This is a genomic window from Staphylococcus taiwanensis, assembly GCA_020544305.1.
Classification (GTDB): Bacteria; Bacillota; Bacilli; order Staphylococcales; family Staphylococcaceae; genus Staphylococcus; species Staphylococcus taiwanensis.
The window spans coordinates 1,322,250-1,338,966 of record CP058667.1 but is presented as its reverse complement, the minus strand read 5'-3'; the positions used below and the strand labels follow the sequence as shown (position 1 = coordinate 1,338,966).

Below are 16,717 nucleotides of genomic sequence, written 5' to 3'. Positions count from 1 at the left end.
AAAATAAAAAACCTAAGACAATGAATGTCTTAGGCTAGATGTTAAATAGTTACTTTTAAATTATTTAGCAGCGTTGTATAATTCGTCAACTTTTTCCCAGTTAACTACGTTCCAGAATGCACTGATATAATCTGGACGTTTGTTTTGATATTTAAGATAATAAGCATGTTCCCAAACATCTAATCCTAAGATAGGTGTTTTGCCTTCAGTTAAAGGATTGTCTTGGTTTGGTGTTGTAACGATTTCTAATTGACCGTTATTTACAACTAACCATGCCCAACCTGAACCAAAACGAGCAGCTGCTTTATCAGCAAATTCTTTTTTGAATTCATCTAAAGAACCCCATTGTTCTTTAATTTTATCAACTACAGTTCCTTTTTCTTCAGAGTTAGGAGTTAATAATTCCCAGAATAATGAGTGGTTTAAGTGTCCACCGCCATTATTACGAACAGCTGTTTGAATATCTTCAGGTACACTATCTAAATTTGCAACAATTTCTTCGATTGATTTAGATTCAAGGTCAGTACCTTCAACTGCAGAGTTTAATTTTGTAACATAAGTGTTGTGATGTTTGTCGTGGTGAATTTCCATAGTTTCTTTGTCAATATGTGGTTCTAATGCATCTGCTGCATATGGTAAATTTGGTAATTCAAAAGCCATAATTAATCATCCTCCTAAAATTTCGATACGTTCATCATAACAAGTTGTTAATTAATCAACAAATCATTTGCTTGCAACTTATAATTAATATACTTATTATCTTGTTACATATTTAATATATCTCAAATGGATAGCTTTTAAACATATAATGCACTGATTATTAAAAAATTATAGTTAAATCAGACTAATGACCTATAAGTAAGCATGTATATATTCATTATTTATTGATATTTATATTTGAAGTTTGAAAATGTATTAAAAGTAAGAAAAGAGAGCTCGACACGTATGATGTCTCACTCTCAATTGGTAAATTTATGAAATTGCTATTTAGTATTTTTATTATGACAATTTTCACATATGCCATAAACTTCAAGTTTATGAGTATGAATATCTACATTAGGTAGGAAATTTTTAATTTGTTCAATTGGGCAATAGTCAATTATTTTAGTATCTCCACAATTTTCACAAATAAAATGATGATGGTGATGATTCATACAGGCAATTCTAAACTTCATTTCACCATCTAACTCTGTGCTCTCAATAATATTCAAATCCTTAAATAAATGTAAATTTCTATAAATAGTATCAAAAGAAATACCTGGATAATCTTTATCAAGTTGTTGTTGAATATGTTTAGCGTTAACGTATTTGTCTTCTTTCACAAATACATTTATCATATCTTCACGTTTTTTTGTATATTTTAAACCATTATCTTTTAAAATTTTAATTGCATCATTAGTATTCATAATTTAATGCCCCTTTTTAAACCTTACAATTGACTTTTGATATAACATTGTAAGTCCTAATAATAAAACTAATAAGACTACAATAACACCACCTGGTGAAATATTCATATAAAAAGCAAGAATTAATCCTACAATTACTGAAAACTCGCCTATAGCGACACTTAAAATAATAAGTTGCTTAAAACCTTTAGTTATTCGCATTGCGATAGCAATCGGCAAAGTTATTAATGCACTAACTAAAAGAATCCCTACCACTCTCATTGAAGCAGATATAACCATCGCTACAATAACGATAAATAAAAATTGAATCCATTTGGGGATATTTATTACCTTACTGTATTCTTCATCAAATGATAAAATGAATAACTCTTTATAAAATAATATAATAAATAATAATACTATAATAGAAATAACTACAACTGTCATTAAATCACTAAGGCTAACTGCACTAATTGAGCCGAATAATAAACCAACAATTTCTTGATTGAAACCATCAGCTAAAGATATGAAAATAGCACTTAATGCTATCCCAGCACTCATAATAATTGGTATTGCTATTTCTTGATAATTAGAATATGAAGTCCTTAATTTTTCAATTAATAGGGCCCCAACTATCGCGAATAGAATTCCAAACCACATAGGGTTAATTATAGCTAATGCAGGGGATATTGTTAATACGAACATTCCAAATGAAATGCCCCCTAGCGTTACATGACTTAAAGCGTCAGCGATTAAAGATAATCTTCTAACAACAATAAATGCGCCAATTAAGGGTGCGATAAATCCAATCAAAATACCACTTAGTAAAGAGTATCTCATGAAATCAAAATTTAATAGGGCTTCAATCATGAATATCACCACTAATTTGTTTTCTTATAAAATTCATTTTAAACTCCTAAATTTATTAAATTTTTTATGATTCACAACATTCTCTGTCATGTTGATGATCTACAAATTTTACAGGATGACCATAAATTTTTGATATCTCAACTTCATCCAATTTTTTAAATTCTTCAGTCGAACCGTGAAAATGTAAATGTCTATTGAGACATGCGACTCTAGTTGCAGTATCAGCTACTACCCCGATGTCATGTGTAACTAAAATTATAGTTATTCCTTCTTCTTTCAAATGTTGTAAAGTTTCATAAAATTCACTTACATGCTTAGCATCAATTCCATTCGTTGGTTCATCTAAGACTAAAACTGAAGGATTAGAGATTAAAGCACGAGCTATTAAAACTCTCTGTTGTTGTCCACCTGATAGTTCAGCTATATTTTTATTAATTAAATGGTGAATATTTAAACGAGACAAAACATTATCAACTAATAATTCATCGTTTTTATTAAATCTTTGAAATAATTTTTTTGTTTTTGTTAATCCACTCAACACAACTTCTTTGACACTGGCTGGAAAGCCAGCGTTAAATGCGGTGGCTTTTTGAGATACATAGCTGATTTTTAATGCTGATTGATTATTTTTTTTATATGATTTACCATCAATGAAAATTTCACCTTTTTGTAATGGCAATAAACCTAAAATTATTTTAAGTAAAGTTGATTTACCAGCTCCATTAGGACCTACAATAGCCAGAAATTCACCTTTATTAATTTGAATATTAATATTTTCAAGAACTTGTTTGTTATCAAAATGATAATCAATATTTTTTAATTCAAAAACAGGTTGTAGCATTTTTTCACCTCGAATAATACTATACAGTTTACAGTATATTTTGTAAATAGTAATGTTTACGACTTGAAAGAAAAGGGATAACATAGAAAATGATGAGATAGATTCTTAAATAGAATTCGTATCTCATCATAACTTTTATTATTATTGTTGTAAGATTTTTTCTTTTAAATTCTCATCAAATTGTTGTGATTTTAGCATTTCAATTTCAAATTTATAAGGTGGTTTTTTATTCTTCTTATCTTCACCTACATATGGTGTTTCTAGGATTTTTGGGATATCTTTAAAAACATCATGATGTACTACATAATTAAGTGCATCAAATCCTATATGTCCGAAACCAATATTTTCATGGCGGTCTTTATGTGCACCTTGTTCATTTTTACTATCGTTCACATGAACAACTTTAATACGATCTAATCCAATAATTTTATCAAATTCATTTAACACGCCATCAAAATCTTCTTTAATATTGTACCCAGCATCATGCGTATGACAAGTATCGAAACAGATTGATAATCTATTATTATGTGTTACGCCATCAATAATACGTGCGATCTCCTCAAATGTTCGCCCTACTTCAGAACCTTTTCCAGCCATAGTTTCCAAAGCAATGCGTACATCATTGTCATGAGTCAAAACTTCATTTAAACCTTTGATAATTTGGTCGATACCTTTATCAGCACCTGCGCCCACATGTGCACCTGGATGTAATACGATATCTTTTGCTCCTAATGCTTGTGTACGTTCAATCTCACTTTGTAAGAAATCAACACCTAATTGAAATACTTCTGGCTTAGTCGTATTAGCGATATTGATTATATAAGGGGCATGTACAAGAATATTTGATAAGCCAAATTCTTTCATAGCTTCATGGCCTTTTTCAATATTTAAATCTTCAATACTTTTTCTTCGTGTATTTTGTGGCGCACCAGTATAAATCATAAATGTAGATTCACCAAATTTATGTGCTTCTTCAACTGAACCTTGTAACATTTTTTTACCACTCATAGATACATGTGATCCAAGTAACATACGATTCACCTATCCTTTTTTATTATTTTTTCTCTGTTGTCGATTTTGTCTTTTACTATATTGTTTACGTTCTTGACGTTTCATACGGTCTACTTCTTGTTTAAATTTCTTTTTGTAACCTGGTTTCACTTTATTTTTAGATTTGCTTCGCACTTTATGTTTAACTTCATTTGTTAAATGATCGTCTTTTCGCTCACGCTTACGACGTGTATTGTGAGCCTTGATAGGAGTTAATTCTCCATTTTTCACATCAACGTTTTCAAAGTGGTAACCTTTATCTTCAATTAAAGCGATATTGTGTTCTTCATCAGGACTATATAAAGTAATTGCTACGCCTTTATAATTACCTCTACCTGTTCTACCTACTCTGTGAGTAAAGAAATCGATGTCATTCGGCACATCAAAGTTAATGACATGACTAACACCTTCAATATCAATACCACGAGAAGCTAAATCACTTGCGATTACAAATTGAAATTCTAAATTTCGAATACGCTTCATTTGTTGTTTGCGTTCTCGAGGAGATAATCCGCCATGAATCATTCCCACTTTAATACCAGCTTGGTTTAGTGAATTAGCAAGTTCATCAGCATTATCTCTACTATTACAAAAAACGATACATAAATAAGGATTAAGTATATCTATTAATTGTAGTGTTTTATCTACTTTTTCTGTACCTTTAGTTGGAATTAAATAGAATTCAATGTTTTTCTTATTTTGAGATTTAGAATCTACTTCTACATATTCAGGATTACTTAAATATTTATTTAAAAACGGTTGTAAAGATTTAGGAATGGTAGCACTAAAAACGGCTATATGCGCATTTTCATCTAAACGTGAAGCTATTAAATCTACATCTTCAATTAAGCCTAAATCAATCATTAAATCAGCTTCGTCAACAATTAAATATGATGCTAGATGTACATGTAAATGTCCAGTTTGCGCTAAATCATTGATTCTTGTCGGAGTGCCAATAATTAATTGAGGTTGATTATTGGTACGTTGTCGATCTTTCTCAATATCAGTACCTCCTATAAATAGACTCACTTTAACTTCTTCTTTAAACCTTGCCAAGTGACTTGCAGCTTGATAAAGTTGTTGAGCTAATTCTCTCGTAGGAGCAACTACGATTGCTTGTGGTTCTTTAGTATTTATATCGATTAAATCCATTAAAGGTAATAAAAAAGCGTGAGATTTGCCTGTACCTGTTTGAGATTGACCGATTAAGTTTGTTCCTTTTTTTATTCTAGGAATAATCCTATTTTGTATTTCTGTTGGTTTATTAAAATTTAAATCTTTTACAGCATCAATGAGTGTAGCATCTAAATTAAATAATTCAAATGGATGTTTTGTCATTCATTTGACCTCCTTTAAGTATTCATGTTGTTAATAGTGTTTATTTATACATAATTAAATGGATCTGTATTGATATCAGAAGCTTCAATGACAACTTTTTCACTCTGTTCAAATAACCATTGATTTAATAAATCTCTAAGGCCATCGCGCATAACATATTCACTATAATGATTGATATCTAATACGTTAATACCATTTGTTTTAGCATCAAGAGCGTCATGGTGTTTGATATCGCCTGTTACAAAAATGTCTGCCCCTTTTTCAAACGCTAACGTTTCGAATCCAATACCTGCGCCACCTATAACAGCTACTTTTTTTATTATTGCATTGGTATCACCAGCAAATCTTACGCAAGGTAATTCTAATGATGTTTTTGCTTGTAATACAAAATCTTTAATAGACATCGGTTCATTTAGTTCACCAATTTTACCTAATCCGTAATTCGCGGATTTAGTCATTTTGATAAAATCATAAACAGGTGTTTCATAAGGATGATTATTAATAATAGTATTTTCAGCAATGTGAAGTTGGTCAGAATCAATCATAAATTCAATTTTTACTTCATTAACATATTCAATACTATCAATTTCACCTATATGTGGATTCGCTTCACCAATCGGTTTAAATTGCCCTGTGCCTTCCGTTTCAAAAAAGCAATATTCATAATTTCCTTCTTTAGCTAAACCGGCTTCATCTAAGCTATTCTTAAACGACTCCACTTCTTCTTTAGGAATATAAGTTTGTACTTTGTAATAAACAACTTCTTCAGTATTTAAGAAGCGAATATTTTGTAAATTTAATTTTTGCGCTAACATCTCATTTACACCATCTATATGATTATCTAGATTTGTATGCAATGCAATTATATTTATATTATTAGATATAATTTTGCGAATTAGCGCCCCATAACCATCATCAGTAATAGACTTTATGCCTTTAAAAATAAGTGGATGGTGAGCAACGATAGTATTGTAGCCTTTCATTATAGCTTGATCAACTATCGCATTAGTACAATCAAGCGTTGTAAGTATACCAGTAATTTCACTTTCATTACTACCAATTAATAACCCTACATTGTCCCAACTTTCAGCAGTTTTTAATGGAACATTTTTATCAATAATTGACATTAATTGCTTAATTTTCATTTAAAAGCACCTCTTTTATTAAAGACATTTCATTTTCTATTTCTTTTAGTCTCTCATGATGTACTTCTGAATTCAATTGATTACGAATGTGTTCTAACGCCTTTAGTTCATGGTTCCATTTTTTATAAAAAGTTTCATTTTTATGTTTTAATAATTCCGGACCAAATTTAAGTTCGCTTTTGTTCAAATTCAAATTAGAATTATCATATTCAGCCACGACTATCTCATATATATGTCCTTTTTCTTCAATTATGCTCTCACTTACAATGCTATAATTTAACATTTCTAATGTTTTTCGAAGAACTTCAGTTTGAATATTACTTTGTAAGATTAATCGTGGCTTATTTGATAATTTAGATTTACCCTCGCTAAGAATTTTTGCGATAAGAGGACCTCCCATACCACAAATAGTAATATTGTTTATGTCATCAGCATTATTAATAACGCTCAAACCATCACCTAATCGAACGTCAATCTTACTATTGAGACCATTTTCAGCTACATTTTTTTGCGCGGCTTTAAAAGGACCTGAAATTACTTCTCCAGCAATGGCATATTCAATTAAGTTTTCCTTAATGGCATAAATGGGTAAGTATGCATGATCTGATCCGATGTCTGCTAATTTTCCAGGCTTAAGGTAATGACTGACCTGAGTTAGTCTTTGATTTAAAGTTATCATAGAAATCTCCTTTATCTAAAAAAAGAGACTGGGACATGTGAAGTGTCTCAGTCTAATGTACGTTTAGTCTTTGGACAAGAAAATTAAAACAATTAATCATCGTCTTTGATTTCTTAAAATCTTATTTAGAGACTGACTAAATTTGAATTAATTATATAAGGAAGTGGAACAGAATTCTTTTTAAATTCGTTGTAACCCCAACTTGCTTAACTTGTAAAATCACTTTCGTGATTTTTTGTGTTGGGGCCCCGAACCCCAACTTGCTTAACTTGTAAAATCACTTTCGTGATTTTTTGTGTTGGGGCCCCGAACCCCAACTTGCTTAACTTGTAAAATCACTTTCGTGATTTTTTGTGTTGGGGCCCCGAACCCCAACTTGCTTAACTTGTAAATCACTTTCATGATTTTTTGTGTTGGGGCCCGAACCCCAAACTGTTTAGCTTGTAAAATCATTTTCGTGTTTTTTTGTGTCGGGCCCCGAACCTCAGCTTTCATTGCTTATAAAATCACTTTCGTGATTTTTTGTGTTGGGGCCCCGAACCCCAAACTGTTTAGCTTGTAAAATCATTTTCGTGTTTTTTTGTGTCGGGCCATGAACCTCAGCTTTCATTGCTTGTAGATTTCTTAGTGAAATTCTCTTTGCTGGGGCCACGCCCACCTCCGCAAGAATGACTAGAACTGAGAAAACTTGATTTAAGCGCCTTCTCTGTTCAGTCAGCTACTGCGAATTTGCAAAATAACATTATTATGTTATTTATGTCCCAGGTTCAAGTTAATATAGTAAAATACCTTAAAATTTAGTCCATAAAATCTTTAAGACGTTTACTACGACTTGGATGTCTAAGTTTTCTTAACGCTTTAGCTTCAATTTGTCGAATACGTTCTCTAGTTACTCCAAAAACTTTACCAACTTCTTCTAATGTTCTTGTTCTACCATCATCTAATCCAAATCGTAAACGAAGAACATTTTCTTCACGATCGGTAAGTGTATCAAGGACGTCTTCTAATTGCTCTTTTAACAATTCATAAGCGGCATGGTCAGAAGGACTCTGAGCTTCTTGATCTTCTATAAAATCGCCTAAGTGACTATCATCTTCTTCACCAATAGGTGTTTCCAATGATACAGGTTCTTGTGCAATTTTTAGAATTTCGCGTACTTTTTCAGGTGGCAAATCCATTTCTTCACCGATTTCTTCAGGTGCTGGATCTCTACCTAAGTCTTGTAGTAATTGTCTTTGTACGCGGATTAATTTATTGATTGTCTCAACCATATGAACTGGAATACGAATGGTACGTGCTTGATCGGCGATGGCTCTAGTTATCGCTTGTCTAATCCACCAAGTAGCATAAGTTGAGAATTTAAAACCTTTACTAAAGTCAAATTTTTCTACTGCTTTAATAAGTCCCATGTTACCTTCTTGAATTAAATCTAAAAATAGCATGCCACGGCCAACATATCTTTTAGCGATACTTACTACTAAACGTAAGTTAGCTTCTGCAAGACGAGATTTTGCAATTTCATCTCCTTTTTCGATACGTTTAGCAAGTTCAATTTCTTCTTGAGCGCTAAGTAAATTTACACGACCGATTTCTTTTAAATACATTCTCACTGGGTCGTTAATTTTTACACCTGGAGGGGCACTTAAGTCGTTAGGGTTTAATTTTTCATCAGTATCTGAACTATCTTTTTCATTTACTAAACTGATGTCATTATCGTTTAATTGATCAAAGAAATCATCCATTTGATCAGAGTCCATATCAAAATTTTGTAATTTTTCAGCTATTTCTTCATGGCTCAGATGGCCTTCTTTTTTACCTTTATCAATTAATTGTTTTTTAACATCTTCTAATGTTAAAGTCGGATCAATTGTTTGTTTTTTAATTTTAACTTGGTTATCAGACATGAAAAGGCCTCCCAATTTTAATGTATGCTTTCAATCAAGATATTTAATTATATAATATTTCTATATAATCAGAAAAGTATAAATAAAATTTCAGAATAATATTAACACTTTAATTTTTGTTTTTAAATGATTTATGGAATTTTAATTTCACATTATAAGAGTATCTAATACTTTTAAAGCTATATTCCACATTTACCCGTTAAAAGCGCATAATAACCATTATACAATAATGGTTATTAAATAGGAATACTATAGGAATAGAAATTTATTTCAAATTATAGTATTTACATTCTTTGTTTATTTTTTTTCACAATTTGTTCTAGATAGTATTTTTGCAATTCTAAATCACCAATTCTAGCAGCCTCACGCAATTTATGATTTAATTCTTCAATAGTATCTTCATATTTGTCTTCATTAATTACAGCCATGTAATCTTCAATCTCACTATCATATGGCTCTTCATTAATATCATAATTATCTAAAGCTATAATTGCATCTCGAATATCATCATTATCCGTATATAAAATAATATCGCTGATTAAGTATTTGTCATTTTCAGCATAAAATTCTTTTAAAATAGCAAATATACGCTGGAAAAATTTATTTGTAAAGTCGTTATCCTCGAGTTGCTTTTGATAATTTAAAAACAAATCTTTATCATACATAAAATGTTTGAGCAGTGCTCTTTCTGCTTTCTCATGCTTGTTTAAATTTGTAAATATAGTCGTAACTGTTTGTTCATTACCTATATAAGCATCATCATATATATAATTATCAGGAAATTGTGGCGCGTTAGGAATGTTTTGTTGGTGAGCGACATCCCCGTGTATTGTGTTTGGATCTACGTTAAATATATCCGCTACATCATGAATTACTTTCTGTTGAAGAATTTGTGAATGCATCATTGCAATATCCTGCGTAGCTTCTTTTAAATAACGTTCATAAGCTAAATCATTGTTAATAATTTCGTCTTTATGACTATTGACTTTATATAGTATGAAAGATTTCTTTTCATTATTAACAAAATTTAAAAATTTATCATTGCCATATTTAGTAATATATTCATCAGGATCCATATCTTTAGGTAATTGTACAACAAATACATTTAAGCCTTGTTGTAATAAATGTTGACCTGTTTTAATTGTTGCTTCTTGACCAGCAAAATCACCATCAAACATCAATGTTACGTTAGACGTTAACTTTTTAAGAACAGTCATATGCTCATCAGATAGTGCAGTACCCATACTAGCAACTACTGCTTTTAAGCCAGAATAATCTGCCTTAATAACATCCATAAATCCTTCTAATAATATAACTTCATCATTTTTACGAATAGATTTCCTAGCGTTATCTAGATTATAGAGTAATCTTCTTTTCTGAAAAATTGGCGTCTCAGGGCTATTTAAATATTTAGGCTCTTGATTATTATAGGTTCTACCAGAATAGCCTACAATTCTACCTTGAGCATTTTTAAGGGGGAACATAATTCGATCTCTGAAACGATCATAATAACTAAAATTCTCTTCATTACGGGATAATAAACCAGCTTCATAGGCTAATTCAATGTCGTAGCCCTTTTGTTGTAGAAAATCATGACAGAAATGAGAATTATTAGGGGCATAGCCGATTCCCCTAGCTTTAATTAAATCTTCAGTAAAACCTCTATTCATAAGATAGTTTAAAGCTTCTTCACCTTCCACAGATTTCATTAAGGCATATTGATAATATTCTTGAATTAATTCATGCATTTCAATCATATTTAAGTCGTCAGTAGCAATTTGAGTTGATTTATTACTATAATCGCCTACATCAACATTTATATTTGCACGTTCGCCTAATTCCTTTACAGCCTCAACAAAAGAAATATCTTTAATTTCTTGAGTGAATTGGAATACGTTACCACCCTTTTTACAACCAAAGCAATGGCAAATTTGCTTATCTTCTGAAACTGTGAATGAAGGTGTTTTTTCGTCATGAAAAGGACACAAACCAATATAATTGCGTCCTCTTTTTTCTAACTTTACATATTCACTAACTAAATCCAATATGTCCGTTTTTTCTTTAATTTCATTTATTACTGACTGTTCGATACGCAAAATAAATCACCTTTAAATATTAGTCAAAATATTATACCTTTAATCACTAAAAATTAAAATTATTTTGCTTGTTGTTCTATTAAATGGATAACATCATTTGCAGTTTCTTCAATTGCTTTGTCAGAAACATCAATAACTGAACAACCTATTTTCTCAACGATTTCTTCAAAATAATTAATTTCCTCTTGTATTCTAACCTCATTGGCATACCTAGCTGTGTCACCTAAACCTAGCTGTTTTAATCGTTGTTTTCTAATACGATTCAACTTTTCCTCGCTAATTCTCAAAGCAATACATTTAGATGGATCAATCTCAAATAAAGTCTCTGGAGGTGTTACTTCAGGGACAATAGGTACATTCATTACTTTATAACTCTTATGTGCTAAATACTGGGATAATGGTGTTTTAGAGGTTCTCGATACACCTATAAGTACAATATCTGCTTTAGGTAATCCTTTAGGGTCTTTACCATCATCATATTTTACAGCAAATTCTATAGCATCTATTTTTTTGAAATAGGCATCATCTAATCGATGAACCCTTCCAGGTTGATTGTATGGATTTTCATCAAAAGCATTGTTTAACAGGCCCATTAACGGACCCATAATATCAACAGAATTCAATTCATATTCTTGAATTTTATTTTCCATATATGTTTTCATTTCTGGTTTTACAAGTGTATAAACAACAATAGCTTGTTTATCATTAGCAACTTGAATTACCTCATCAATATCGTTAATCGTTTCAATATAAGGATATCTTAAAAATTCATGTTTACATTCTTTTGGGTTAAACTGAGAAATACACGCTCTTGCTACTAATTCAGCAGTTTCTCCAATGGAGTCAGATGCGATGACTATCTTTATATTTTCCATCGTTCGTAATACCACCTATTCTTTAAATAATGATACAAATAATTTAGATATAGTTGTTTTAGAGATTCTTCCTACGACTCGATAATGATTATTATCTTTCTTTTTAACGATTGGAATAGAATCTATTTCTTTCTCAATCATTTGATTTGCTGCATAAATGACTAACTCATCCTCTTCCAAATATGTTAAATTTGGCATACGCGACATGTTGACACTAATAGGCATAGTGTGAATGTCTTCCCCTATCATAGACGCACGTAATAAATCTTTTCTTGAACAAACGCCAATGAAATTATTCTGCTTATTTGTGATAAATAAAGTGCCAGCATCTTCAAGAAATATAGTACATATCGCATCATAAACCGTCATATCTTCTTTAACAATTACTGGAGGTGACATATAATCTTTAACTACGTACTGACGTAATTTATCGCTCATAAGTTTATCTTTTGATTTACCTGAATAATAATATCCTACGCGTGGTCTCGCTTCTAAAAAACCTGACATAGTTAATATAGCTAAATCTGGACGGAGTGTAGCACGGGTTAGATCTAATTTTTCAGCAATATGTTCACCAGTAATAGGCCCCCCACTTTTAACAATTTCAATTATTTGTTCCTGTCTTTTACTAAGTTCTATAGGTCTTCACCCCTTTTTACTTATATTCTATTATACCTATTTATTTATCTGCCTACAAATGTATATAAATCCTTGCTATTAGATATTTAATCCATTAAAATATTGGTAAGCGAGTTAAGGATGGTGAAAGCTTAACATTAATAATTTGGCCTAATAATAATTTAAATAAGAGCGAGTGTCTACACTAATTTGGGTGGAACCGCGGGTTAAACTAAGGTAAAACTATATATTTATATATAGCTAATAATATTAACTCGTCCCAAGATGATAACGAATGTACTAGTGCATTTGTATATTGTCTTGGGGCGTTTTTTGTATTTAATAAGGAGAGATTATATGGTTAAAGATATGGATACGATTGTTTCATTAGCAAAACACAGAGGGTTTGTTTTCCCTGGTAGTGATATTTATGGTGGTTTATCAAACACTTGGGATTATGGTCCATTAGGTGTTGAATTGAAAAATAACGTTAAAAAAGCTTGGTGGCAAAAATTTATTACACAATCACCTTTTAACGTAGGTATTGATGCAGCAATTTTAATGAACCCTAAAACTTGGGAAGCATCAGGACATCTAGGCAACTTCAATGACCCTATGATTGATAATAAAGATAGTAAAATTCGCTATCGTGCGGACAAATTAATTGAAGATTACATGCAAAAAGAAAAAGGCGATGAAAACTTTATCGCAGATGGATTAAGTTTTGATGAAATGAAACGTATTATTGACGATGAAGGGATTGTATGTCCTGTAAGTGGTACTGCCAATTGGACTGATATTCGTCAATTTAACTTAATGTTTAAAACCTTCCAAGGTGTTACAGAAGATTCAACAAATGAAATTTTCTTACGTCCTGAAACTGCACAAGGTATTTTTGTAAATTACAAAAATGTACAACGTTCAATGCGTAAAAAATTACCATTTGGTATTGGACAAATCGGTAAATCATTCCGTAATGAAATTACGCCTGGTAACTTCATCTTTAGAACAAGAGAATTCGAACAAATGGAATTGGAATTCTTCTGTAAACCTGGTGAAGAAATTGAATGGCAAAATTATTGGAAAACATTCGCTAGTCAATGGTTAAAAGATTTAAACATTAACGAAGAGAATATGCGTTTACGTGACCATGATGAAGAAGAATTATCACATTACTCTAACGCAACTACAGATATTGAATACCGTTTCCCATTTGGTTGGGGTGAATTATGGGGTATCGCGAGTCGTACAGATTTTGACTTGAAAAAACATAGTGAACACTCTGGCGAAGACTTTAGATATCATGATCCTGAAACTAATGAAAAGTATGTACCTTATTGTATCGAACCATCTTTAGGTGCAGATCGTGTTACATTAGCTTTCTTATGTGATGCTTATGAAGAAGAAGGCGTTGAGGGTAGTAAGGATGCACGTACAGTAATGCACTTCCACCCTGCTTTAGCACCATATAAAGCTGCCGTATTACCTTTAAGTAAAAAATTATCAGAAGAAGCGATTAAAATATTTGAACAATTGAGTGCTAAATTTGCAATTGATTTTGACGAATCTCAATCAATTGGTAAACGTTATCGTCGTCAGGACGAAATTGGTACGCCTTATTGTATTACTTTCGACTTCGATTCATTAGAAGACAACCAAGTTACAGTTCGTGACCGTGACTCTATGGAACAAGTTCGTATGCCTATTTCTGAACTTGAAACTTTCTTAGCTGAAAAAGTAACATTTTAATTAGTATAAAATAAGCCTCGATACGACAGTTGCCGTATTGAGGCTTATTTTTTAATGAATGAAGAATTTTAATGATTTACTGTTCTAATCGTTTAAGCTGGTTAATTAATTTTTGACCTTTAAAATACATGCCAGCATATTCTCTATAAAGCATAATTAATAGTTCAGACATTTCGTCTAAAATGGTTTGATTAATATTAAACTGATTCATTTTATCGATAGGTAATTTTTGAAGTATATCTAGTAGATATAATGTTTTATTAGAAATTTTTAGTGCATGCGGATCTCTATATAATTCACTTTCGGTTATCGTTCCATCAAATACAAAACTAAAAGCAACTAATTTAGATTGGTCTGTAACACCTGATATTGCTGAACGATTGAAAAAAGCGGTGAATCCAAATCGATTCATGCATTTCAGTAATACAATGATAGACATTAATTGAGCAGAGTCTCCACTTGTAATTTTGCTTAGTACAAAATTAAGCAATTGATAATGATATGGTGAAACTTCATCACTATCCATTGAACGATCTATTGTTTCAACACATAATGTTGCATAACTGCTTTTGAAAATATCTAATCGCAAATCATAATGTTGGTTAATTACATCGATTGAACTTAATGTTCCCATACCTTTCCACTTATTATAAATAAATAAGCCATACACAAATAATTGCGTATGGGCTTGGAGACCGGTTTTTGATTTCTTAGCACGTCTTACCATTAATGGAATTTTCGCACCATGCTCATTTAATATTGTGATAATTTTATCAGATTCACCATAATCTACTGATTTAATAATAATCCCTTTTTGACGTTCGAGCATGTTTTACCGGCCCCTCCTTTACTGTTTAATCAATCTTGGTCTTCTATGTACCCCATTTGACGTATAAAATTAACCTTATTACGCCAATCTTTTTGCACTTTCACCCAAAGCTCAAGGTATACTTTTGAGCCTAATAACATCTCTATATCATGTCTAGCTCTTTTACCAACTTCTTTTAGTTTTTTTCCACCTTTACCAATGACAATTCCCTTTTGTGAATCACGTTCGACGAATATTGTTGCTTCTACTCTAACACGCTCTTCACTTTCTTTAATCATTCGGTCAACATTGACACCGATTGCATGAGGAATTTCTTCACTCGTAAGATGTAATATTTTTTCACGAATAATTTCACTAACAACAAATTGTTCGGGGTGATCTGAAATTTGATCATCTGGATAATATTTAGGTCCTTCTGGTAAATACGTTTTTAGAACATCAATGAAATGATCGACATTTAACCCTTCTAATGCAGAGATTGGTACTATTTCAGTGAAATTCATATATTTTTGGTATTGTTCAATTCTAGGCATCAACGTATCTGGATGCACCAAATCGATTTTATTTAAGACTAAAAACACCGGCGTCTTAACATTTTTCAGCATCTCCATAATGTATTCATCGCCACGACCAATTTCTTCATTTACATTAACCATAAACATAATAGCATCAATTTCAGATAATGTATTTTTAGCTACTCGCATCATATAATCGCCTAATTTATGTTTAGGCTTATGAATACCTGGCGTATCTAAAAAGATAATTTGAGCATCATCTCTTGTCATGACACCTTGAATTTTATTGCGCGTTGTTTGTGCTTTGTCAGACATAATGGCAATTTTATGTCCGATAACTCTATTCATAAATGTAGATTTACCTACATTTGGTCTTCCTATAATTGAAACAAATCCTGACTTATGTTCTGTCATTTATTCTAAATCCTTTCCTGAAAAGCCATGTGGTAATAAATCTGCCACAGATGACTCAAGTAGTTCTCCCTTATGATTAGTCATATAAACTGGCATATCATCATCACACAATTCTTTTAAAACTTGTCTGCAAGTTCCGCAAGGTGAAGAAGGTTTATCTGCGTTCACAGTAACTGTAATTGACTCAAAGTCTCCTGGACGATATCCTTCTGAAATTGCAGCTACTAAACTTGATCTTTCCGCACAAATTGAAGAAGGATAGGCCGCATTTTCAACATTAGCACCATAGAACGTTCGCCCATCTTTTGTTTTTAAATAGGCACCTACTTTAAACTTACTATAAGGTGCATAAGCACGTTGTTGTGCTGTCTTTGCTTCTTGAAAATAATGTGATTGATAACTCATCTGA

At 31.5% G+C, this 16,717-nt stretch carries 16 protein-coding genes; 1 reads left to right on the top strand and 15 read right to left on the bottom strand.

The window, feature by feature from the left end; translation table 11 throughout:
* Positions 1-60: 60 nt before the first annotated feature.
* The 12 genes from HYI43_06340 to HYI43_06285 all read right to left on the bottom strand — a co-directional run bounded on the left by HYI43_06340 (position 61) and on the right by HYI43_06285 (position 12,822).
* The gene (locus HYI43_06340; GenBank protein UDI78172.1) at positions 61-660 is read right to left on the bottom strand and encodes a superoxide dismutase; all 600 of its coding nucleotides are present in this window, start codon (positions 658-660) and stop codon (positions 61-63) included.
* 323 nt (positions 661-983) lie between these two features.
* Positions 984-1,406 (bottom strand): transcriptional repressor, encoded by a 423-nt coding sequence (locus tag HYI43_06335; GenBank protein ID UDI78171.1) that lies wholly within the window; start codon positions 1,404-1,406, stop codon positions 984-986.
* Positions 1,407-1,409: 3 nt separating this feature from the next.
* Positions 1,410-2,255 carry a metal ABC transporter permease gene (locus tag HYI43_06330; protein UDI78170.1) on the bottom strand — a complete coding sequence of 282 codons (846 nt, stop codon included), beginning with the start codon at positions 2,253-2,255 and terminating at the stop codon, positions 1,410-1,412.
* Between the two features lie 64 nt (positions 2,256-2,319).
* Positions 2,320-3,111 carry a metal ABC transporter ATP-binding protein gene (locus HYI43_06325; protein UDI79280.1) on the bottom strand — a complete coding sequence of 264 codons (792 nt, stop codon included), beginning with the start codon at positions 3,109-3,111 and terminating at the stop codon, positions 2,320-2,322.
* Between the two features lie 126 nt (positions 3,112-3,237).
* On the bottom strand, positions 3,238-4,128 hold the full coding sequence (locus tag HYI43_06320) for a deoxyribonuclease IV (protein ID UDI78169.1): 891 nt from the start codon (positions 4,126-4,128) through the stop codon (positions 3,238-3,240).
* A 9-nt stretch (positions 4,129-4,137) separates the two neighbouring features.
* The gene (locus HYI43_06315; GenBank protein ID UDI78168.1) at positions 4,138-5,484 is read right to left on the bottom strand and encodes a DEAD/DEAH box helicase; all 1,347 of its coding nucleotides are present in this window, start codon (positions 5,482-5,484) and stop codon (positions 4,138-4,140) included.
* A gap of 44 nt (positions 5,485-5,528) precedes the next feature.
* Complete coding sequence (locus HYI43_06310) at positions 5,529-6,629, bottom strand: Nif3-like dinuclear metal center hexameric protein (GenBank protein ID UDI78167.1); 1,101 nt, start codon at positions 6,627-6,629, stop codon at positions 5,529-5,531.
* Positions 6,619-7,308, bottom strand: a complete 690-nt coding sequence (locus tag HYI43_06305) for a tRNA (adenine-N(1))-methyltransferase (GenBank protein ID UDI78166.1) — start codon at positions 7,306-7,308, stop codon at positions 6,619-6,621. Before HYI43_06305 ends, HYI43_06310 begins: the two co-directional genes overlap by 11 nt.
* A 797-nt stretch (positions 7,309-8,105) precedes the next feature.
* Positions 8,106-9,212, bottom strand: a complete 1,107-nt coding sequence (gene rpoD / locus HYI43_06300) for an RNA polymerase sigma factor RpoD (protein ID UDI78165.1) — start codon at positions 9,210-9,212, stop codon at positions 8,106-8,108.
* A gap of 284 nt (positions 9,213-9,496) precedes the next feature.
* A complete protein-coding gene (gene dnaG, locus HYI43_06295; GenBank protein ID UDI78164.1) occupies positions 9,497-11,308 on the bottom strand; it encodes a DNA primase in 1,812 nt (603 codons plus the stop codon).
* A 59-nt stretch (positions 11,309-11,367) separates the two neighbouring features.
* Positions 11,368-12,183, bottom strand: coding sequence for a kinase/pyrophosphorylase (locus tag HYI43_06290; GenBank protein ID UDI78163.1), 816 nt, complete (start codon positions 12,181-12,183; stop codon positions 11,368-11,370).
* Positions 12,184-12,198: 15 nt separating this feature from the next.
* Positions 12,199-12,822: a helix-turn-helix transcriptional regulator gene (locus HYI43_06285; GenBank protein ID UDI79279.1), complete on the bottom strand. Its 624-nt coding sequence runs from the start codon at positions 12,820-12,822 to the stop codon at positions 12,199-12,201.
* A gap of 336 nt (positions 12,823-13,158) precedes the next feature.
* Here HYI43_06285 and HYI43_06280 point away from each other — a divergent pair, with 336 nt between their 5' ends.
* Positions 13,159-14,550 (top strand): glycine--tRNA ligase, encoded by a 1,392-nt coding sequence (locus HYI43_06280; GenBank protein UDI78162.1) that lies wholly within the window; start codon positions 13,159-13,161, stop codon positions 14,548-14,550.
* Positions 14,551-14,626: 76 nt separating this feature from the next.
* Here the strand turns inward: HYI43_06280 and recO are convergent, their stop codons facing one another.
* From recO to cdd, 3 genes are read right to left on the bottom strand one after another with little or no spacing between them, the layout of a single operon-like run.
* Positions 14,627-15,379 (bottom strand): DNA repair protein RecO, encoded by a 753-nt coding sequence (gene recO / locus HYI43_06275; GenBank protein UDI78161.1) that lies wholly within the window; start codon positions 15,377-15,379, stop codon positions 14,627-14,629.
* Positions 15,380-15,408: 29 nt separating this feature from the next.
* Complete coding sequence (era, locus tag HYI43_06270) at positions 15,409-16,308, bottom strand: GTPase Era (protein UDI78160.1); 900 nt, start codon at positions 16,306-16,308, stop codon at positions 15,409-15,411.
* The gene (gene cdd / locus HYI43_06265) at positions 16,309-16,713 is read right to left on the bottom strand and encodes a cytidine deaminase (protein UDI78159.1); all 405 of its coding nucleotides are present in this window, start codon (positions 16,711-16,713) and stop codon (positions 16,309-16,311) included. It lies immediately after the preceding gene.
* Positions 16,714-16,717 lie beyond the last annotated feature (4 nt).

Bases quoted from the DNA above. Each gene is read 5' to 3' on its own strand.
- HYI43_06340 (UDI78172.1), bottom strand. From the start codon at position 660: ATGGCTTTTGAATTACCAAATTTACCATATGCAGCAGATGCATTAGAA.
- HYI43_06315 (UDI78168.1), bottom strand. From the start codon at position 5,484: ATGACAAAACATCCATTTGAATTATTTAATTTAGATGCTACACTCATT.
- HYI43_06290 (UDI78163.1), bottom strand. From the start codon at position 12,183: ATGGAAAATATAAAGATAGTCATCGCATCTGACTCCATTGGAGAAACT.
- HYI43_06330 (UDI78170.1), bottom strand. From the start codon at position 2,255: ATGATTGAAGCCCTATTAAATTTTGATTTCATGAGATACTCTTTACTA.
- cdd (UDI78159.1), bottom strand. From the start codon at position 16,713: ATGAGTTATCAATCACATTATTTTCAAGAAGCAAAGACAGCACAACAA.
- rpoD (UDI78165.1), bottom strand. From the start codon at position 9,212: ATGTCTGATAACCAAGTTAAAATTAAAAAACAAACAATTGATCCGACT.
- recO (UDI78161.1), bottom strand. From the start codon at position 15,379: ATGCTCGAACGTCAAAAAGGGATTATTATTAAATCAGTAGATTATGGT.
- HYI43_06280 (UDI78162.1), top strand. From the start codon at position 13,159: ATGGTTAAAGATATGGATACGATTGTTTCATTAGCAAAACACAGAGGG.
- HYI43_06335 (UDI78171.1), bottom strand. From the start codon at position 1,406: ATGAATACTAATGATGCAATTAAAATTTTAAAAGATAATGGTTTAAAA.
- HYI43_06320 (UDI78169.1), bottom strand. From the start codon at position 4,128: ATGTTACTTGGATCACATGTATCTATGAGTGGTAAAAAAATGTTACAA.
- HYI43_06305 (UDI78166.1), bottom strand. From the start codon at position 7,308: ATGATAACTTTAAATCAAAGACTAACTCAGGTCAGTCATTACCTTAAG.
- era (UDI78160.1), bottom strand. From the start codon at position 16,308: ATGACAGAACATAAGTCAGGATTTGTTTCAATTATAGGAAGACCAAAT.
- HYI43_06310 (UDI78167.1), bottom strand. From the start codon at position 6,629: ATGAAAATTAAGCAATTAATGTCAATTATTGATAAAAATGTTCCATTA.